General features: G+C 49.3%; 10 protein-coding genes. 8 read left to right on the forward strand and 2 right to left on the reverse strand.

Going from position 1 to position 19,923, the window contains the following annotated elements; genetic code table 11:
• Nucleotides 1–155 precede the first annotated feature (155 nt).
• Nucleotides 156–2,591: a membrane-bound PQQ-dependent dehydrogenase, glucose/quinate/shikimate family gene (locus Abin_RS13655; protein ID WP_048847889.1), complete on the reverse strand. Its 2,436-nt coding sequence runs from the start codon at nucleotides 2,589–2,591 to the stop codon at nucleotides 156–158.
• Nucleotides 2,592–3,217: 626 nt separating this feature from the next.
• Between Abin_RS13655 and Abin_RS13665 the strand changes: the two genes are divergently transcribed.
• The 5 genes from Abin_RS13665 to Abin_RS13685 all read left to right on the forward strand — a co-directional run bounded on the left by Abin_RS13665 (nucleotide 3,218) and on the right by Abin_RS13685 (nucleotide 13,176).
• Nucleotides 3,218–4,894 (forward strand): alpha-keto acid decarboxylase family protein, encoded by a 1,677-nt coding sequence (locus Abin_RS13665; RefSeq protein ID WP_048847893.1) that lies wholly within the window; start codon nucleotides 3,218–3,220, stop codon nucleotides 4,892–4,894.
• A 373-nt stretch (nucleotides 4,895–5,267) separates the two neighbouring features.
• The gene (locus Abin_RS13670) at nucleotides 5,268–6,788 is read left to right on the forward strand and encodes a carbohydrate porin (protein ID WP_237596007.1); all 1,521 of its coding nucleotides are present in this window, start codon (nucleotides 5,268–5,270) and stop codon (nucleotides 6,786–6,788) included.
• Nucleotides 6,789–6,983: 195 nt separating this feature from the next.
• Nucleotides 6,984–8,399 carry a PAS domain-containing sensor histidine kinase gene (locus tag Abin_RS13675; protein WP_048847896.1) on the forward strand — a complete coding sequence of 472 codons (1,416 nt, stop codon included), beginning with the start codon at nucleotides 6,984–6,986 and terminating at the stop codon, nucleotides 8,397–8,399.
• Nucleotides 8,400–8,667: 268 nt separating this feature from the next.
• Complete coding sequence (locus Abin_RS13680; RefSeq protein ID WP_048847898.1) at nucleotides 8,668–11,193, forward strand: TonB-dependent receptor domain-containing protein; 2,526 nt, start codon at nucleotides 8,668–8,670, stop codon at nucleotides 11,191–11,193.
• 69 nt (nucleotides 11,194–11,262) lie between these two features.
• Complete coding sequence (locus Abin_RS13685) at nucleotides 11,263–13,176, forward strand: CocE/NonD family hydrolase (RefSeq protein ID WP_048847944.1); 1,914 nt, start codon at nucleotides 11,263–11,265, stop codon at nucleotides 13,174–13,176.
• A gap of 18 nt (nucleotides 13,177–13,194) precedes the next feature.
• On the opposite strand, the gene Abin_RS13690 is transcribed toward Abin_RS13685, so the two are convergent.
• Entirely contained in the window at nucleotides 13,195–13,926 is a 732-nt protein-coding gene (locus tag Abin_RS13690) for a M15 family metallopeptidase (RefSeq protein ID WP_255319398.1), read from the reverse strand.
• A gap of 454 nt (nucleotides 13,927–14,380) precedes the next feature.
• Between Abin_RS13690 and Abin_RS13695 the strand changes: the two genes are divergently transcribed.
• From Abin_RS13695 to Abin_RS13705, 3 genes are all read left to right on the forward strand, one after another.
• The gene (locus Abin_RS13695) at nucleotides 14,381–17,239 is read left to right on the forward strand and encodes a TonB-dependent receptor domain-containing protein (protein ID WP_084593656.1); all 2,859 of its coding nucleotides are present in this window, start codon (nucleotides 14,381–14,383) and stop codon (nucleotides 17,237–17,239) included.
• An 88-nt stretch (nucleotides 17,240–17,327) separates the two neighbouring features.
• Nucleotides 17,328–18,437, forward strand: coding sequence for an acyltransferase family protein (locus tag Abin_RS13700; protein WP_048847901.1), 1,110 nt, complete (start codon nucleotides 17,328–17,330; stop codon nucleotides 18,435–18,437).
• 117 nt (nucleotides 18,438–18,554) lie between these two features.
• A complete protein-coding gene (locus Abin_RS13705; RefSeq protein ID WP_048847903.1) occupies nucleotides 18,555–19,811 on the forward strand; it encodes a serine hydrolase domain-containing protein in 1,257 nt (418 codons plus the stop codon).
• The last annotated feature ends 112 nt before the right edge of the window (nucleotides 19,812–19,923 follow it).

Consider the following 19,923-nt stretch of genomic DNA (forward strand, 5'->3'; position numbering starts at 1 on the left):
CACAAAAATCACCAAAAAACCCAGAAAACCAACACTGAATCGGACCAAGCCACCCCTCAACACCCTCAAACAACACAAAAAAAAAGCAAAACAAACAAAAAACCCCCCGCTTAAAAACGGGGGGCTCCTACCAATCAGACTAAAACGAAAAGAAATTAACGGGCTGCGCCTTCAGGCAGTGTGTAGGCAATAATGTAATCGCCTACATCTGGAGAGTGGCTCATCCCCCCGGCGGAAATAACGACGTATTCCTTTCCGGTTTTGGGCGAGCGGTAGATAAGCGGTGCTGCGACTGCACCAACGGGCAGACGTTCGCGCCAGACTTCCTTGCCTGTGGCAGATTCAAGTGCCCGCAGATAGTAGTCCTGCGTGCCTGCAAAGAAGAGTAGCCCGGATGCTGTGGTTGTCGGGCCACCCAGTGTGGGCATACCCATAGGCACTGGCAGATGGGTCTTGATACCCATTGGTCCCAGATCCTGTGTTGTGCCCATAGGCACCTGCCACAGTAGCTTCTTGGTGTGCAGATCAATCGCGCTCATGGTGCCGAAAGGCGGCGTGTTGCACGGCACCTGCAACGGAGACTGAAGGATATCAATGCGCACCCCGGCGTAAGGACCGGCAACCTGCGGACGAATGGTGCCCATGAAGCCGGGAACCTCGTCAGTTGAAACCTTATATTTCTTGGCTTCTTCCTTGTTCACCAGCGTCATGCGCAGCGGCATACGCATGTCATTGACGAACATGACACCGCGGGCTTCATCAATAGAGATACCACCCCAGTTCATGCCACCCAGAAGGCTGGGCCATTCAATGTAAGGTTTTTCACCCGGTGGGGTGAACGGACCTTCATAGACGGAATCTTTGAACATGATGCGGCAATAGAGCTGGTCAAACGTGCTGACACCCCACATGGAGCTTTCGGTCAGCGGGTCTGCGCCAATGGTCGGCATACCAACAGAGAACGGCTGGGTGGGAGAAAGGTGCTCGCCCTGTGCTGCGGGTGTTGTGGCCACCTTGCGTTCCTGAACCTCGGTCACCGGCTGGCCGGTGCGGCGGTCGAGAACAAAGATATGGCCTGTTTTAGTAGTCTGGATCAGCGCCGGAACTTTTTCGCCCTGCGCATTTGTCACATCAAACAGAACGGGCTGTGACGGCAGGTCATAATCCCAGACGTCATGATGCACGGTCTGGAAGACCCATTTGGTTTTGCCTGTCGTGGCGTCCACAGCGACAACAGCAGCACCGAATTTTTCTTTCGCAACCGTACGATCCCCACCCCAATAATCAGGCGGCCCGTTGCCGGTTGGCAGGTAAACGAGGTTCAGGTCTTTATCATACGTCGGGATGGTCCAGACGTTGGGCGTTTCAAGTGTATAGGTCTGCCCTTCTGCCGGAGCCTGCGTGTTTTCAGGGTCGCCTACATCCCACGCCCAGACCAGAGAGCCGTCGCGCACGTCATAGGCACGGACCACACCGGATGGTTCGCCATGCACAATGTCACGCACCCAGCCACCGATAACGGCAACATGGCCCATGACCACAGGAATAGAGGTTGGGTGGTAACGCTTGCCAGCTTCAACCGGGCCCATCTGCTTTTTCAGGTCGACAATCCCGTTGTCACCAAAGCCAGAGCACAGGGCACCCGTATGGGCATCAAGCGCAATGAAACGTGCATCAACCGTTGAGACCAGAACACGCTGGCGGCACATCGGGTTGGTGTCGGCGGCTTTCTGTTCAGCCGTCAGGCTGGCATCTTTATCGGCATCATAATAGCCAACACCGCGGCAGGTGACGTGTTCGGCAGTGCGGGCCTTGGCGTCATACTTCCACAACGGTTTGCCGCTATCGGCATCAAGAGCGGTAATCAGATCTTCCGGTGTGCAGGAATACAGCACGTTGCCAATCTGCTGTGGCGTGTTTTCATCAACCCCGACACCAGCCCCGTGCGTTCTTCTGCCCGTATGATACACCCATGCCACTTTTAGCTTGCTGACATTGTCTGGCGTAATCTGGGTGTAAGGCGCGTAGCGTGTGCCCGCAGCATTCCGACCAAAGAATTCCCAATCTTCCGGGGCATCGATTTTGTCAGCCTGCGCCACCTGCGGAGAAGCTGGCGTTGCGTCTGGATTGCTGATCTGCCCGTGCGGGAAGAACGCTTCGACCAGAGTGACCACAAGACAGCCGACAATGCCAAGGCCCGTTGCCACGCTACCGCGACGAACGGTCAGACTGGTTGCCGGGAATGTTGCTGCCGCCCACAGGCTGAGCGTAAACAGGATGGCGGGCACCACAAGACGGGGCAACAATGCCCAATAGCCAATTTCAGGCGTATCGCAGAATGCCCAGACACACGTCGCAGCAAACGTGACAATAGAGAATGCAAGCGTGAAACGGTGCCTGAGGAAAACCAGAACAGCCAGCACGCAATAAGCAAGCCCAGCAAGAAGATAGTATGCTGACCCACCCAGCATGAGCAGTTTGCTGCCGCCATAAGCAAGCACCAACCCAACGGCCAGACTGATAAGAGAAAATAAGACGCGATACGCGCCCGCTATGGGGGATTGGTGATCTACGGGTTGAACGCCACCCATGTTGTCACTCCAGTGTTTTCAAATATGACCCCGACAGCAGGCTGACAGGGCACGGTTACAATTCAATCCAGATACACTGGGGTCTGAATGAGAGCATGCGGGTAACCCGCAACCTTTCCGCTACGGGAAAGCAACCATTTTCAGGCAGGGCCGGGCAGCCTGCGCTGGCTGGAGATCTCTCATTGTTTTCCAGAGGAATGGAATTTGTTCTGTGTCCAATTCACTTCGTCCTGTCAAGACGAAGTAAAAATCAAAATTTTTTGTAATTACCCGCATTTTGAAAAGCATGATGAACACGACATTGCTGTTGCCATTTTCTTTTCCCGACGCAGGGACAGCATCCATTCAGCGATACGTTAGAAGCGCGTCATACACTTAATGAGAATTGTTCTCAATATCTATTTTTATGCTGATCCCCATCCTTTACCCCGGAAAATCTTCCTATCCTGTTGTTTCCCCTGTGTTTCAGGCTGAATGAGTGCCACTGCAAAAAGCACGTAACCGTTGTTTGGTATATGTTTTATGTATGGATAAGGTGCTTTTGATATAGTGGACATTTATATGAAGTGGGTGTTTTAGAAGGCGGTGTAGCTATTTCTCCGCAAGAGAATTGGGAACGATTGATCATGACTTATACCGTTGGGATGTATCTTGCCGACCGTCTGGCACAGATTGGCTTGAAACATCATTTTGCTGTCGCTGGAGATTACAATCTTGTTCTTCTCGACCAGCTGCTGACCAACAAGGATATGCAGCAGATCTACTGCTGTAACGAACTGAACTGTGGCTTCAGTGCAGAAGGGTATGCCCGCGCGCATGGCGCTGCTGCGGCTGTTGTGACCTTCAGCGTTGGCGCTATTTCCGCAATGAACGCCATTGGCGGTGCATATGCTGAAAATCTGCCGGTTATCCTGATTTCAGGTTCCCCCAACAGCAATGACTATGGTTCAGGCCATATTCTGCACCACACCATTGGTAGCACCGATTACGGCTACCAGATGGAAATGGTAAAGCACGTTACCTGTGCAGCAGAAAGCATTACGGATGCGGCATCTGCACCTGCAAAAATTGATCATGTCATTCGGACTGCCCTGCGTGAAAGCAAACCAGCGTATCTGGAAATTGCCTGTAACGTCTCTGCGCAGGAATGCCCCCGCCCCGGCCCTGTTTCCAGCCTGCTGTCTGAACCCGCACCCGATAAAACCAGCTTGGATGCCGCTGTTGCTGCTGCGGTAAAGCTGATTGAAGGCGCAGAAAACACAGTCATTCTGGTTGGCAGCAAACTGCGTGCCGCACGTGCACAGGCAGAAGCTGAAAAACTGGCTGACAAGCTGGAATGCGCTGTCACAATCATGGCTGCTGCAAAAGGGTTTTTCCCCGAAGACCATGCCGGTTTCCGTGGCCTTTACTGGGGTGAAGTCTCCTCCCCCGGCACGCAGGAACTGGTTGAAAAAGCCGACGCCATCATCTGCCTTGCACCAGTCTTCAATGACTATTCAACCGTCGGTTGGACAGCATGGCCCAAGGGCGACAAAGTTCTGCTGGCAGAACCCAACCGCGTGACCATCAAAGGGCAGACATTTGAAGGCTTTGCGCTGCGCGACTTCCTGACAGCTCTGGCTGCCAAAGCGCCGGCTCGTCCTGCTTCTGCCAAAGCATCATCCCATACGCCAACAGCATTCCCGAAAGCGGATGCCAAAGCGCCGTTGACGAATGATGAAATGGCCCGTCAGATCAACGCAATGTTGACATCTGACACAACGCTTGTGGCTGAAACCGGCGATTCCTGGTTCAACGCAATGCGCATGACGCTGCCGCGCGGTGCCCGTGTGGAACTGGAAATGCAGTGGGGCCACATTGGCTGGTCTGTTCCCTCATCATTCGGGAATGCCATGGGGTCTCAGGACCGCCAGCATGTTGTGATGGTTGGTGACGGCTCCTTCCAGCTTACGGCGCAGGAAGTGGCACAGATGGTTCGTTACGAACTGCCTGTTATCATCTTCCTGGTGAACAACCGTGGCTACGTCATTGAAATTGCAATTCATGATGGCCCATACAACTACATCAAGAACTGGGATTATGCAGGGCTGATGGAAGTGTTCAACGCGGGTGAAGGGCATGGGCTTGGCCTGCACGCCACCACAGCGGAAGAACTAGAAGACGCCATCAAGAAAGCACAGGCCAACCGCCGTGGCCCAACGATTATTGAGTGCAAGATTGACCGTCAGGACTGCACCGATACGCTGGTTCAGTGGGGCAAGAAGGTTGCCTCTGCAAACTCTCGCAAACCACAGGCTGTCTGATTTAACGCTTTTTCATAAAAAGACGCGTTAGGAAGGGCTCTTCCGGCAAATGCCGGAAGAGCTTTTTTCGTTTGATGTCACGAGAACGTGTTCTTTGTATTTCATTATAGTTAAATATTTTTTTCAGTTTCATGATATCTCGGCTCAAATGCTTTGAAGCAGAAAAACCCTGATTCTGCCTTGGTATTTTATAGTTCCTTTTCTGGCCGGTGAGCCACCTATCTACAATGGTCAGATAATGTATTCCTCCTTTCATTCTTTACGCCGACGGAAGAAGTTTGTCCTTTTTTCCGCGCTCCTTTCCTCTGGCTTGTGCGGTCTTTACGCAGCACCCGCCGCATACGCTGACGACACACCATCCCCGCCAAAGCCTTTGGCTGTTGAGCCGACCATTTCTCAATCCAGTTCGGATCTGGGGCCAGACCCGGAAGTGCTGGTGCGCCCCAAGAACTCCCCTCTGCCTGCAAGCGGCGTGCCAATCTCACCTTGGCCCGGACTTGCAACCATGGTGGTACCCAGTACGGATAACTACAGCAGTAGAAACAACTTTCATAAAATGGAGTTGGATGATCTGTCCGGGAAAGAGGGCGTTTCCTGGCTGCTGCCCTCGGAAGTCGATGCCCAGCGGCGCACTGACATGGATGACCCCTATTATGTGCCTACGGCAGGGAGCGGGCATCTTTTTCAACCGATCATGCCTTTTCGGGAACGGTTGCAGAAAAAAGGGTTTGTGTTTTCGTTCTCCTACAAAGGGGAAGCGATGGCCAACATTCATGGCGGCATGCAGCGTGGCATGGATTACGTGCATGAATTAACCCTTCAGATGAACTTTGATCTGGGGAAAATGGCCGGTTGGAACGGATGGTCTATCCATACCCTGCTGATGAACCGTGCAGGCCGCCAGGTATCACATGACCGCGTAGGCGATTATTACGTAAACCTGATGGAAGTTTACGGATTATCCGGGCATGTTGTTGCCCATCTGGTCGATTTTTACGCTGAAAAGAAGTTCATGAATAACCGCATGGACATTACTTTCGGCCGTATGTCCCTGACGCACGTTTTTGCGACATCGCCGCTTATCTGCTCGTTCATGGTCACGTGTTCTGCGCCTGTGGCTCTGAAAGTTGATCCGGGCTTTGCAGTTTACCCGAAAGCAACATGGGGCAGCCGCATTCGCTTCCGCCCGACGCGCGATACCATGATGCAGTTGGGCGCTTATCAGGTCAGTCCTTTATTGAACAACCCAAGCGGCTGGGCGTGGGGGAGTGAAAATACGACGGGTGTTATGCTGCCTATTGAATTTACGTGGCAGCCGTTCCTGACACGAAACCGGCTACCGGGGCATTATGTGTTTGGCTATGCCCACGACACATCACGCTACCCGGATGTTCTGGGCACTGCGCCAGCCAACAAAGTTGTTGCCCCGCACCGTCTAAGCAGCGCCCCAATGGATATGTTCTGGTTTGAAGGCGACCAGATGATTTACCGTAAAGGGGGCCGTAACCAGATGGCTGGCGGCTATCTGATGGCAGGTTATATTCATAACACCCCGCATGTTTCATCCATTTCTGATGAAGCTTATGGCGGCCTGTCTTTTAACGGGGTTATTCCGTCACGGGTCACGGACCGTTTGGGTATTCTGTATTCGTGGTATCACGTCAGCCACCGCAAAGAACTTGGCCAGATTTACGCGCAGAATGCAGGGTTATCGCTGGGTGCACAGGTTCTGGCTCCACAGACAGATTCCCACGTTATTGAAGCCTACTACGCGATTGACGCATTTCCGGGCATTCTTGTTCAACCGGAATTTCAATACATGATCCGCCCCGGTGAGACATCGCGTATTCCTGACGCGGCGCTGGTCGGGCTGAAAGTCATTGGAAACCTGTAAGAAATTGGCAATTACACGGTGGGGTTCTTTCAGGAACCTCACCATTTTTTTGATATATCAGTCAGGTGCAAACTATAAACAATGCGTCGATATTGTAAAATTCATTCCATTCTGACCTTTCTTCCTATAAATACCCCTAGCCTACTTTAAGTAGATCCTTTGGGAGCGTGAGTTGAACGTGTCACGAATTTTACAATGAACAAATCCATACTTCCCAAAGACGCTTTTAATACCAATAATCTGAAAACATTTTGTTTAGATTTAACCGAAAAAACAATCCTGAATACCCTATCAGACGCCGTTTCCGTGCTGACACACCACGGACAATCTGTCTTCTTCAATCAGGCATGGGCCAACGATAGCGACCTGCAAACAATAGAAAAAGATCATCCTGAAGACTGGAAAACTCTTCTTTCTGACGAAGATAGCGTCACCCTTCAGAAGATTGTAAAACAGGCGCTTCCGCAGGGACTGCCCTTTTCGCAGGACATACTGTTACGCAACACGCGGAATGACGCATTCTGGCGGATGGTAAGGCTGACACCGTATCGGGTGGTCGAGGGGCAGGTGCTGCTATGGCTTCTGACCCTGACTGATATTGAAGACCGGAAACAGACCGAACTGGGGCTGGTCAGAAAAAACAAGCTTCTGATGGATATGCTCAATATCAGTCAGGACTGCATCAAGGTGCTGACCCCTGACGGACGCCTGCAACACATGAACAAAAGTGGCTGCATGGCACTGGGCGTGGACGAACACTCCGGCTTTGGCATGCAGTGGCTTCCGCTCCTTCCGCAGGAAGTGCGTGAAAAAGGAGAAGAGGCATTACACGCAGCCCGCAACGGTAAACATGCCCGTTTTTCCGGCATGAGCTGCGTGCCTGATGAAGACCCTCGTTATTGGGACAATCTGCTCAGCCCCGTCCCTGATGCGTCTGGCGCGGTAGATGCCATTCTGTGCATCTCGCGCGATGTAACGGTGCAGCACCATAGCGAGCAGCGAATTGAGCTTTTGATGCACGAGCTGAATCATCGCTCTAAAAACACGCTGGCAGTCATTCAGGCGCTGATTCGCCGCACTGTGCCTGACCCGAAAGCGGATTACGTCAGTGTGCTCGATAAACGCCTGATTTCCGTTGCAAAAAGTCAGGATGTTCTGGTCAAAGGCGAATGGGCCGCCATGACCGTACATGATCTGATTTTGTCTCAGACAGCGGTTGCGGGGGATCTGCTGGGTAGCAGGATTATTCTGCAAGGAGACCCTTCTTTGCGCCTGAAGGAAAATATGGCTGAAATTATCGGCCTTCCTTTGCATGAACTCACAACAAATGCGGTCAAATATGGCGCACTTTCCAATCTGGAGGGTGTTGTGACCATTTCGTGGGATATTGAGACAACAGAGACTGGCAAAATTTTCCGCATGGACTGGCAGGAAGCCCATGGTCCAGATGTGCATGTGCCTGACCAGACTGGCTTCGGAAGTATATTGATTGCCCGCCATCCGGCTAACGCCAAGGGGGTGAAAATAAGCTACACCTTCCCAGAAGGCGGTGTGAAGTGGGCCCTTAGTGTGCCGGCTGACATTATGTTGCAGACACCACACATTTCTTAACAAGAAAAAACAACAGAAGAATACTGATTAAAGCTTATAACATAGCAATGCTTCAATTTTCCTAATTGTTTTTATATCGCATCGAATGTCTCTTTTGCGCAACACTTAACACGAAGTTATAGCGTATTAAATTTTTTCACATTGACAGAATACGTTGCGTATTAACAACATAATGTGACCGAAACGTGATCGGAACCTTTGCGGATTATACTCAGCCCGCATGGGATTTATACACAATATATCGTTACGATATGAAAAGGGATATGAGATGAGCGACAGATGTGCGGCAATCTGTGGACAGTATAGCCGGTCAGTTCTGCTTTTTGGCACAGCACTCACTTCTCTTCTGCTCACTCCTTCCCTTTCTGTCGCCGCAACCGCACATACCCATGCGCACACCAAAAAGCAGCCTTTGCACACCCAGTCCGGCAAAACGGCGGCCGTAGCCCCCGTTCGCACCGCAAGTGCAGCCCCGGCACGGCACCGCCGCTCAGGTCCAATGCACAGCAAAGACAGTGAAGAAATCAACGTCAGCACCCGCAGGGTCGCCAGCCGTGGCCCGGAAGTTGCTGTGACCCGCAAAGTCATGGACCGCTTTGTAGAGGGCACAAACCCGATGCAAATTCTGGCCCAGACCACACCGGGGGCAAACTTTACGTCAACCGATGCCTTCGGTCTGGATACGTATGGCAACACATTCTACATGCGCGGGTTTACGCAAATGCAGATTGGCGCAACTCTGGACGGGATCCCGATGGGAACGCAGGGTTTTGCCAACTATAACGGTGTGTCCATCACGCAGGCCATGATTCAGGACGACATTGGCGGCATGACCATGTCTCAGGGTGCTGGCGCGCTTGACTCCTTCTCGGCCCAGAATCTGGGTGGAGCCATGACGTATGTATCGTCAGACCCAAAAGACAAAGCGGGTGGTAAAATCAGCCAGACTTTTGGCAGCTATAATGCATTCCGCACCTATGGGCGCGTCGATAGTGGTGTGCTGAATTCCACCGGCACCAAGTTCTATGCGTCCTTCGCCCGCACCAAAACCAATATGTGGAAAGGTCAGGGTTATCAGAGCGAATTGCAGGCGGATGCCAAAGTGGTTCAGCCGCTGGGCAACCGCGGTAAAGTGACAGCCTTCTTTGGCTACGGTAACTTTACGCAGGGTAACTACCTGACAATGACAAAAAATATGTGGAAAACAATGGGGCGTTATTCCACATATTTGAAACCTGATTACGAAAAAGCAAAACTGTGGGCCTATTACGCACAGTACACATCTGACGTGCCACCGGGCTATGAAGGTCTGCTGTCAAACGATGAAATTGGCGATTACGCCTGGGATGCATCGCAGATTCAGCGTACCTATCTGTCTTCCATCAACACCCATTATGATCTGTTCAAAAACGTAAAGTCAGACACTGTTATTTACGGCAACGTAAGTAGTGCTGTGCATGGTGGAACAAACAATTTTGTGACATCCCCAACCTATGGCACACCAGAACTTCAGGCCGACGGCACTGTCTCTGGCGTACCCATGGCGCTTTCCATGGCGCATGCATTCATGCGGCGTCTGGGGGGAACGCAGAAATTTACGATTGAAGCACCACACCATAACCGCATTGAAACCGGTGTCTGGTATGAAAATAATCACTGGATTTACAATCAGCGGTTGTATGAAGACGGCCTGACATCTGCCCATAACTGGCTGTCAGATTTCAAGCAGGGCACGGGTCATACCTGGTATAATAACTCATTCAACACCAATACGTTTCAGTTCTTCCTGCAAGACCGCTGGACCATTATTCCGGGCATGAACCTGCTGGCAGGTTTCAAATCCCTGACACAGACAACCCATGGCGGCACGAAAGATGACTACACACAGCAACTGACAGCAGAAGGCTGGAACACCTATTACCGCCACGCGGCTAACGGCACATTGACCGCATCTGCGGCCTTCCTGCCCCATTTCAATTTTGATTATCACTTTCTTGATCATCATGAATTTTATTGGGATATTGCTGAAAATATGCGGGCTTATGACTATTATTCACAGACTGCGACCAGCACTGCGTGGGGTGGTCTGGGTAATTCGTCTTACACCGCACAGCAGGTGTTCAATGCCAACAAAAAAGTGCTGAAACCCGAAAGAACATGGAACTACGTTGTGGGCTATCGGTACGACACACATCTGTTCTCTGCATCGGCTGACTTCTATCACACGGACTACTACAACCGTCTTGCATCAATCACAGAAGGCACAGCTAACAACGCCAACAGTGCTTATCTGAACGTCGGCCGTGAAACCATGAACGGTGCGGATGTGATGGGCACAATCCGCCCGTTTGAAGGGCTGGAAATTACCAACAGCTTTAGCTGGAACAATGCTGAATACCAGAGCCGGTCAATCAATTATGGTGGCACAAACTACAACATTAAAGGAAAACATCAGGTTTACTATCCGAAGTTTATGTATAAAGCGAACCTGAACTACACCTACAAACGCGCCATGTTCAACTTCAACGTGAACTATATTGGCTCCCGCCCCATGACCTATCTGAATGACCAAAAAATTCCGTCTTACTGGGTCGCAAACATGAATCTGGCTTACAATTTTGGGAAAATCGGCTTTACCCAGAACCTGAAAGCGACCTTCGGTATTACCAACCTGTTTGATTCAAACTATATTGGTGGGGTGTATGGTGCAGCATCGGTTCAGGGCGACAATAACGCCAACCTGTTCGTAGCCGCACCACGCCAGTTCTTTGGCACTGTTTCTGCTGAATTTTAATACTTTCCTTTAGAGTGGTCAGGGCAGCATTTCTACGCTGCCCTGACTTTTTTGCGTTTAGGGGCAATTATGAAAAAAAAGCTTTCCCTTTTGGTTGTTCTGGCGACTACAGCTTTCCCTGCCTACGCACAGCAGGCGTCAGACGCGAATAATTCCATTCAGTATGACATGCCCAAAAATTTCACAGTCAATACAGATAGTTTCGATTTTATTCGTAAAGAAGTCATGATTCCCATGCGCGATGGGGTCAAACTTCACACCGTTATTCTGATTCCAAAAACAGCACATAATGCCCCAATTCTTCTGACACGCACCCCCTACAATGCCGACCATATGACATCTCAGGCAGAAAGCGGATCAATGGCATCCGTTCTGCAAGGCTATGACAACATGCCAGATGTTATTAAAGAAGGCGGCTATATTCGTGTGGTGCAGGACGTTCGTGGCAAATACGGGTCTGAAGGCCAGTATATCATGAACAAACCCATGCGTGGGCCGCTGAATACCAGTCAGACAGACCACAGCACGGATACGTGGGACACAATAGAATGGCTGGTGCACAATCTGCAGCAAAGCAACGGTAAAGTTGGCATTATCGGTGTTTCCTATGACGGATATACCAGCATAACAGCCTTGTTCCACCCTCACCCGGCCTTAAAAGTCTCGGTTCCCATGAACCCCATGGTTGATGGATGGATGGGGGATGACTGGTTCCATCATGGTGCATTTCGAGAAGAAATGCTTTCCTATATTTATAATCAGGATGCATCGCAAAAAAATACGTTCAAATGGTGGACGAACAGTTTTGATAACTACCAGCTTTTTCTAAATGGTATTTCAGCCGGTGCCATTGGTAAAGCACATGGTATGGACCAGATTGGCTTTTTTCGACAGATTCTGGCGCACCCAGCCTATGATAGCTGGTGGCAGACACAGGCAATGGATCGTCTGTTTGCAGACCAGAAACTGACAGTACCCACAATGCTTGTTCACAGCCTGTGGGACCAGGAAGATAATTACGGCGCTATTTCATTTTACTACACAGTTCAGAAACAGGCTGCATCAAACCCACTGTTATGGCTGGCCGTAGGACCGTGGAATCATGGGGGCGAAATCAAGGACGGGAGCACACTTGGCCCTGTAAAATTTCACTCTGATACCGGCTTGTATTTCCGCAAGAATATTCTGGCCCCTTTTCTGGCGCATTATTTGAAAGACAGCTCAATACCGCTCCCGGCACACGTCACGGCCTTTCATACCGGGACAAACGAGTGGGAGACAGCCCCTGCTCTGCCAAAACAGGATTGCATAACCAACTGTGTAACACTTCACCTTTTAGCCCATCATGGTTTGGGGCTGGATGCCCCAAAAGGGGAAGCCGGAGTTGTGTCTTATGTGTCTGACCCTGAACACCCTGTGCCTTATGTTAAGCAACCTGTCATAACCCGCGGCGCGCCCAATTCTGAATGGGATGGATGGTTGGTAACAGACCAGAGAGCGGCGTCATCACGCACGGATGTTGCAACCTTTACGTCGGATGTCCTGACAAAAGCTGTTTCCGTCACAGGGCAACCCCAAGTGCATCTGACAGCCACAACCACGGGCACAGATGGAGATTTTGTTGTTAAACTGATTGATGTTTACCCTGACGAAGTGCCGGATCAGCGGGAAATGGGTGGATACCAGCTTATGGTAAGTGCTGATATTTTACGCGGCCGGTATAGAGAAAGTTTTGAACACCCCAAACCCATTACTCCAAACGTGCCACAGGTTTATCAAATGGCGCTTCCTCTCACCAACCACACGTTCCTGCCGGGCCACCGGATTATGATCCAGATCCAGTCAAGCTGGTTTCCACTATATGATAGAAACCCACAGACCTACGTGGATAATATTTTCACCGCGCCGCCAGAAGCCTACAAACCAACAACGATTGGTATTGATGTCGCCGGTAGCTGGTTAACACTACATCAAGGGAAATAAACGGATTTGAAGAGCTTTTTATAGCTCTTCAAACGGAATGTTCTGGATTGGATAAAGCGCCCAGTCTTTATAATCAAAATGCCACCATTCAGCCGGAAGCTGCGTGAAGCCTTCCTTCTGCATTGCGTCTTTCAGCAGTTGCCGCGCTGCTTTCTGCTGAGCGGTCGCCCCGGCGTAGTCGGAATGCGCCCGTTCCGTCATTTCATCAAAGCCACTAGGCATCTCAATTTGTGCGCCGGTTTTCAGATCATACAGCGTCAGATCAACAGCACAGCCTCTATTATGACGCGATCCTGTCTGCGGATTAGCAACATACTGGTGTTTGTCAGCGGGGGTGGCATCCCAGAAAACCTTTGTAATAAACCATGGTCTGTAGGCGTCAAAAATCAAAAGCCCGTAGCCTTTCGTTTTTAGAAACGCCAAAACACGCGAAAGAGCCTCCGCTGCCGGTTTTTCCAGAAAAGCGTGCGAGGACGCATAAACAGGCACACCTAGAAAATTCCTGTCTGTGGCGTAGCGCACATCAAATTTGAAGTCCGGTGATAACGCTGCCAAATCGACCAGTTCGGGTTGCCGCAGCCCAGGCCCGGATTCAGGAGGGCGCTCTTTGCGCGCCTGCTCCATAAGCTGCGCAACAGGTTTCAAAGGAGTGATACGAAAAATCATGGTCGATTGAGCCTCCTGACCATACGCAGAAAAGCAAGGGATATTCATGGCAAGCAACGAGGCTGCAAGAATGGTTTTCTTCACATAATTTCCCTTTGCGTCTGTGTGTCATGCCAATTCTATCACAGACAAACCATTTCCCAAGAAAATACTAAAAATATATTTAATATTTTATAGTTTTTATATAAGAGAATCCGTAAGACCAAGGTTAACTGCCGACCATCCTCCTTTTTCCCTCGTCAAAATGATGAAAAACCACTCTTATTTTACGTTTTCTGCATTCTACACCCTTCTTTATCATAACTTTCTCGCAATCTTGCGGACATAATTTGTAAGGATTTCGCTTCCGTTTTTATTCTTAATTTTTAATAAATTATGACAGTTCAGCGGTTTATATGCGTCTGATAGCATGCTCCTGTAAAAGGCAGCCTTAACCCTTGGCTAATGACACGCAATAATTTCGAAATAGACACATCCCCGTTTTCTTCTGAAATATTTCTATATCGTATTTAAATGGCATTGCCGGAGGCGGAAGGTTATGCGGAGCGTAGTTTTTTGTAGAAAGACAGTGCTATTATTAGGCATTTCTGCTTTCTGTTATGGATGGGCGACTGACGCGCATGCCCAGATTATCTCCTTACCCGGCACAACCACAGGCAAGGCGATTACCAACAAATCCTCTAAAAGCAGTAAGGTTTCATCAACAGCAGATGGTAAAAACGAGACCATTACTGTTGTGGGCACGCATCTGGGAGCCAAAGAAACAGCCGAGATTCAGCCTGTCACCATGATTACGGGTGAGCAGATTCAAAAATCATCGTCCATGACATTGGGAGACGTTTTTGCTCATATTCCTTCCATGGGGTTTTCGGGCAATACGTTCAGCAACGATGGTGGTTCGTGCCTGAATATTCGGAGTTTAGGTGTTGCCCGAACACTTGTTCTGGTTGACGGCCACCGTATGGTGAATGGGAACGGATCTGTAGATTGCCCTGATGTTAACTCCATCATTCCTGCAATGGTTGACCGGATTGAAATACTAAAAGACGGGTCATCAACCACGTATGGGTCAGATGCGATTGCAGGGGTGGTCAATATTATTCTCAAAAAGAATTTTACTGGCACTACGATTACCAGCAACGGTGGCATTAGTGAATATGGTGATAACCAGACGGCTAACGTAACCATTGCGCATGGTTTCAACTTCATGCACGACCGCGGCAACTTTACAATCGCCGGCTCCTATAACTATCAGGCCCCCATGGCAGCGGATCAGCGCAAATGGGCAATGGAAGAAGCAAAAGTTAACAATCCACCCGGTCAGGCCCAATATTTTGGGTCACAATATGGACCCCAGCCTGTTTTTGCCGCCTTGAACGGCGGTGCGCCGCTAACAGCGCAAAGCGACGGTATTGCGCAATCTGTTATTTCTGACGGACATGGTGGATACCGCCCCTATAGCTGGAATGATAATTACGATTATTCCAAAGATAATCAGATTATCTCTCAACAGCAGTGGGGGGCCTTATCTGGTACAGGCCATTTTGACGTTAACGAGTTTGTTCAGCTTTACATGACGGCCAATTATACCCACACCCAGACGCAGGATGTTGGCACGCCTATGTATGTGGCCACTCCTGCAACAACGCTGACGGGCAATTCGGGGGCTGTTGTGGTGCCGTCTGGCACACCCGGCAACCCATTTGGTGAAGACGTGGCCATGTACCAACGTATGTTCGGCTTGGGCCGAGAATACGGTTACGGCAACGTCAATATGTATCAGTTCACCGGCGGGGTGCGCGGTTCATTACCGCATTCAGGCGGATGGACCTATGATGGCTTTTTCTCCTACGGAAAAACAGCGACCTCTTCCAGCCTAAGCAATCAGGTAAACTGGAGAAACCTGGAGAATTCACTCGGGTTTCATCAGACTGGTGGCGCAGGTTCGACAGAAGGGTATTATGACCCTAATTTATGCGCCAACACTGCTGGCTGTGCATCGTATAATCCCTTCTCGGGCGGCATGTCACGCGAAGCAGCAGACTATATCGGTTTTACAGACACCTATCCTTCTGCGCAGGAACTACGTGATGTGCAGTTGACTTTCTCTAACAAACATATTGCAAAACTTCCTTATGGACCATTGGGTCTTTCTGTTGGTGTGGAACACCGTAGTCTGGACGGTTACTGGCATGCTTCGTGGGAAGATAAGGCTGGGCTGAATTCAAACTCCTACCGCACGGATACAAGCGGTGGCTACAATGTGACAGAAGTTTTTGGAGAACTAAGTATCCCGCTTCTGAAGGATCTTCCAGGTGCGAAGGCTTTATCCGCTGAAGTGTCAGGGCGTTTTTCAAACTACAACACCTATGGTCAAACTTATAACTGGCACGCGGGCCTCATTTACGCCCCGGTTTCTGATATCAGTTTCCGGGCGAATATCTCAACCGGGTTCCGCGCCCCCACCATTCAGGAGCTTTATAAGGGTAATCTGATCAGCCTGACGGGCACGCGTGATCCGTGTGCGTATATCGGCACCTTCCCAAGTTCCTTGCAGTCAATCGTAGCGAGCAACTGCCGCGCACAAGGCATCAACCCGAATACGTTCAAACAGAATAACGGTGTTATCAAGTATCAGACGGGCGGTAACATCCATCTGCAACCTGAAATCTCACGCACTTATACTATTGGTACAGTCATCACGCCACGCTTCCTACCCGGCTTTATGGCAACGGTTGATTACTTCCATACCCACATTACCGAGACCATTGGCTACCCTACCCTTTCAACCGAGTTGAATGGCTGTTACAGCAGCGTAAATCTTTCAAGCTCCTACTGCTCTATTCTGAACGGTCGAGACCTGAATGGGCAGCTTAACCCGGTCAACCGATATCAGAGCAACATGGGAGCGTTCATTGAAGACGGTTTGGATATTAACGCCAGCTATCATGTGCCGATCAATTACAACAATGCCCTGACGTTTGGTGCGGATATTCAGGATGTCATGGCCTATAAAACCCAGACACAACCCAACCAGCCTTTTGTGAGCTATCTTGGGACTGATTATGGCCCAATGAAATGGGTTGCCAACGGTACCATTACCTATACGCATGGTCCGTGGGCGCTAACATACATGCTGCGTTATATTGATGGTTTCCACTATTACCCTAATTCCTCTTACGGGCCAGGATTGTCTCTGTGGTATAAAGTTGACCCAACATTTTATCATGACCTGATGCTTACCTATACCGGCAATATCTATACCATTACTGGCGGCGTCAAAAATCTGGGAGGACAAGACCCGACATTCTATGCAAACGGTTCCTACAATACAGCCCCCGGAATCTACGATTATTCTGGACGCTATGTTTATCTGAAGGCACAGGTTCATTTCTAGGCTACCGATAGGGGAGAAAGGCCAGACGGCTTTCTCCCAACCTCGCATTGTTTCCATTGATATTCTGCGGGGTGCAACTGTTGCATTTATGATCCTTGTCAACAATCCGGGTGACTGGAACAAGGTATGGTCGCCGTTAGAACATGCTGAATGGAATGGCTGCACTCCGGCTGATCTTGTTTTCCCATTTTTTCTTTTCCTAATGGGATGTGTTATTCCTTTTTCGTTTGATCGTCGGCTCAAAAATGGTACGCCGCGTAATCGGCTCATGGCGCATATTGCGTGGCGTGGAACAGCACTCATCGCTCTGAAATTATTATTAAGCTTGTATCCTTTTTTCCATTCCACGCATTTGCGGTTTTTGGGTGTTCTGACGCGGATTGCGCTTTGCTATATGGCCGTTGCAACGCTTTACCTTTTTATACGAAAAGCGCGCATTCTCTTTTGTATAAGCGTTGCAGTTCTTCTGGCTTACTGGGCAATTCTCTATGCACTCCCAGTGCCAGGATCAGGATGGCCCGGATACAACTTTGCATTCCTTGATCCGCAACTGAATATGGTCGCATGGATTGATCAACATTTTGCAGCATGGTGTCAGAAGTGGCTGCATAGTGGCGTTCTCTACAGCAAAACATCTGACCCAGAGGGGTTATTGAGCACTCTGCCCGCTATTGTAACGACACTCACTGGTGTGCTGGCTGGCCAACTGTTCAAAAATCGGGATATCCGTCCATCAGTACGAGCCACAGTTTTCATGGCTTGTGGTATAACCTGTCTTGTTCTGGGGCAGATATGGGGAGTTTATTTCCCGTTAAATAAATCTCTTTGGACCAGTTCTTTCACCGTTTTTACGACGGGTGCTGCTTTATGCTGCCTGAGTATTTGTGATACGATTTTTGACATCCTACAGGTGCAGAAAAAAAGTCATTTTTTCCGTTTTGTTCTGGCTTTTTTCCAGATTTTTGGAATGAATGCGATCTTTGCTTTCTTGTTTTCCGGCTTTCTGGCTAAAACCTTTTTGCTGCTGCCATCCCCTATGGGTAATCACGCTTCTTTCCAAGGGTGGATGTATCACATGGTGCGAGGTGGGCATCCTTCCACACACATAACATCTTTCCTTTTTTCTGTAGTTTTTCTTTTTATAGTTTTTGTGCCCCTGTATAGTTTGTATCGCAAACAGATTTTTCTAAAACTCTAAGTTTAAGAACATGGCGTTGAAAGGATCTGATCACTCTATTTCCTGTACACCAAAATATTCTTGTTCCAGAATAGGATATTATCTTGCATAGCTATTTTTATAATTACTGGAAATAATATGAAATATGCGATTGGAAGTGCTTTACTCTTAACGCTCATGGCTGGTTCCGCACAGGCCCAGAGTTCCACTGACAAAGCGATGGACACTGTACTTGAACACGGTGAAACACGCCCTTTGGCAGCCATTGCCGCAGTCAGGCTGCATAACGGGCATCCTGTTTACCAGTATTATGGTGGCTTTGCCCGTCGTGATGCAACTGGCACAGTACCTGTTTCACACGATACTTTTTTCAGAATTGCCTCAATCTCAAAAGTTGTGACAACCATTGGCCTGATGCAACTTGTTGAGCAAGGCAAAATTAATCTTGACCATGATGTATCTGACTATCTGGGCTTTAGACTCCGCAATCCTGACTATCCTTCTTCACCCATCACCGTTCGTATGTTGCTGAACCATACCTCCACCATTCGTGATGGAGACATGTATGTTCTACCGCCGGGGAAAACGGTCAGTCAGTTTTTTGACGAAAGCCACAAACCAGGCACGTCTGATTATCATTTTTCGTACCATGATGATCATAAACCCGGAGAATACTTCACCTATTGTAACCTTTGTTATGGTTTGGTGGGCACTATCATTGAGCGGGTTAGTGGAGAACGGTTTGACCATTACCAGACGCATAATGTTCTGGAACCGTTGAAAATTGATGGTGGCTATAATGTAAAGGAATTGGAACACCCTGAACGACTGGCCACCCTATACCAGCATCAACCTGCCGGATACGAAGCCGAAGTCGATACTGTTCCACTAAAAGGCTGGAATACCGATGCTCTGTCTGCTTATAAAATCGGTACGAATGGAACGCTTTTTTCTCCACAAGGGGGGCTGCGTATTTCGCTAGATGGCCTAACACGTCTGGCACGTTTTATGATTCAACGCGGCACACTGGACGGCACAAGACTACTGAAGGCAGAAACGATTCAGGCTATGGAAACGCCGACATGGACATTTAACGGCACCAATGGCGCTTGCCCTTATCCGTTAAGTGCCTACGGTATGAGCCTGTTTTTATTAACGGGTGCCAAAGATACCAATGGTCGGCCTGATAGCCCCTATCGTGATTACAAAGGAGGGCTACGTGGTCATTTGGGTGATGCATATGGACTCCACTCAGGGTTCTGGTATAACCCGAAAAATGGAGATGCCTACCTGTTTGCCGCAGATGGCTTCCCTGATTATGATCAGGAACATCACGGCCAATATTCTTCTTTTTCAAAAATTGAAGAAGATATTTTTACGAAACTTTCATTATAATTTAATTAAATTTTAAATAATTTATTTTTTACTGTGAGTTTATTTTTTCTTGAATATTTTCTAAATGCTATCAAACAAATAATAGAAATTTTTCTTACTGTATAAAAAAAGA

The organism is Acetobacter indonesiensis (assembly GCF_000963945.1).
Lineage (GTDB): Bacteria > Pseudomonadota > Alphaproteobacteria > Acetobacterales > Acetobacteraceae > Acetobacter > Acetobacter indonesiensis.

Excerpts from the sequence above, each read along its gene's own strand:
- Abin_RS13655 (WP_048847889.1), bottom strand. The coding sequence starts at position 2,591 with ATGGGTGGCGTTCAACCCGTAGATCACCAATCCCCCATAGCGGGCGCG.
- Abin_RS13665 (WP_048847893.1), top strand. The coding sequence starts at position 3,218 with ATGACTTATACCGTTGGGATGTATCTTGCCGACCGTCTGGCACAGATT.
- Abin_RS13675 (WP_048847896.1), top strand. The coding sequence starts at position 6,984 with ATGAACAAATCCATACTTCCCAAAGACGCTTTTAATACCAATAATCTG.
- Abin_RS13680 (WP_048847898.1), top strand. The coding sequence starts at position 8,668 with ATGAGCGACAGATGTGCGGCAATCTGTGGACAGTATAGCCGGTCAGTT.
- Abin_RS13685 (WP_048847944.1), top strand. The coding sequence starts at position 11,263 with ATGAAAAAAAAGCTTTCCCTTTTGGTTGTTCTGGCGACTACAGCTTTC.
- Abin_RS13695 (WP_084593656.1), top strand. The coding sequence starts at position 14,381 with ATGCGGAGCGTAGTTTTTTGTAGAAAGACAGTGCTATTATTAGGCATT.
- Abin_RS13700 (WP_048847901.1), top strand. The coding sequence starts at position 17,328 with ATGATCCTTGTCAACAATCCGGGTGACTGGAACAAGGTATGGTCGCCG.
- Abin_RS13705 (WP_048847903.1), top strand. The coding sequence starts at position 18,555 with ATGAAATATGCGATTGGAAGTGCTTTACTCTTAACGCTCATGGCTGGT.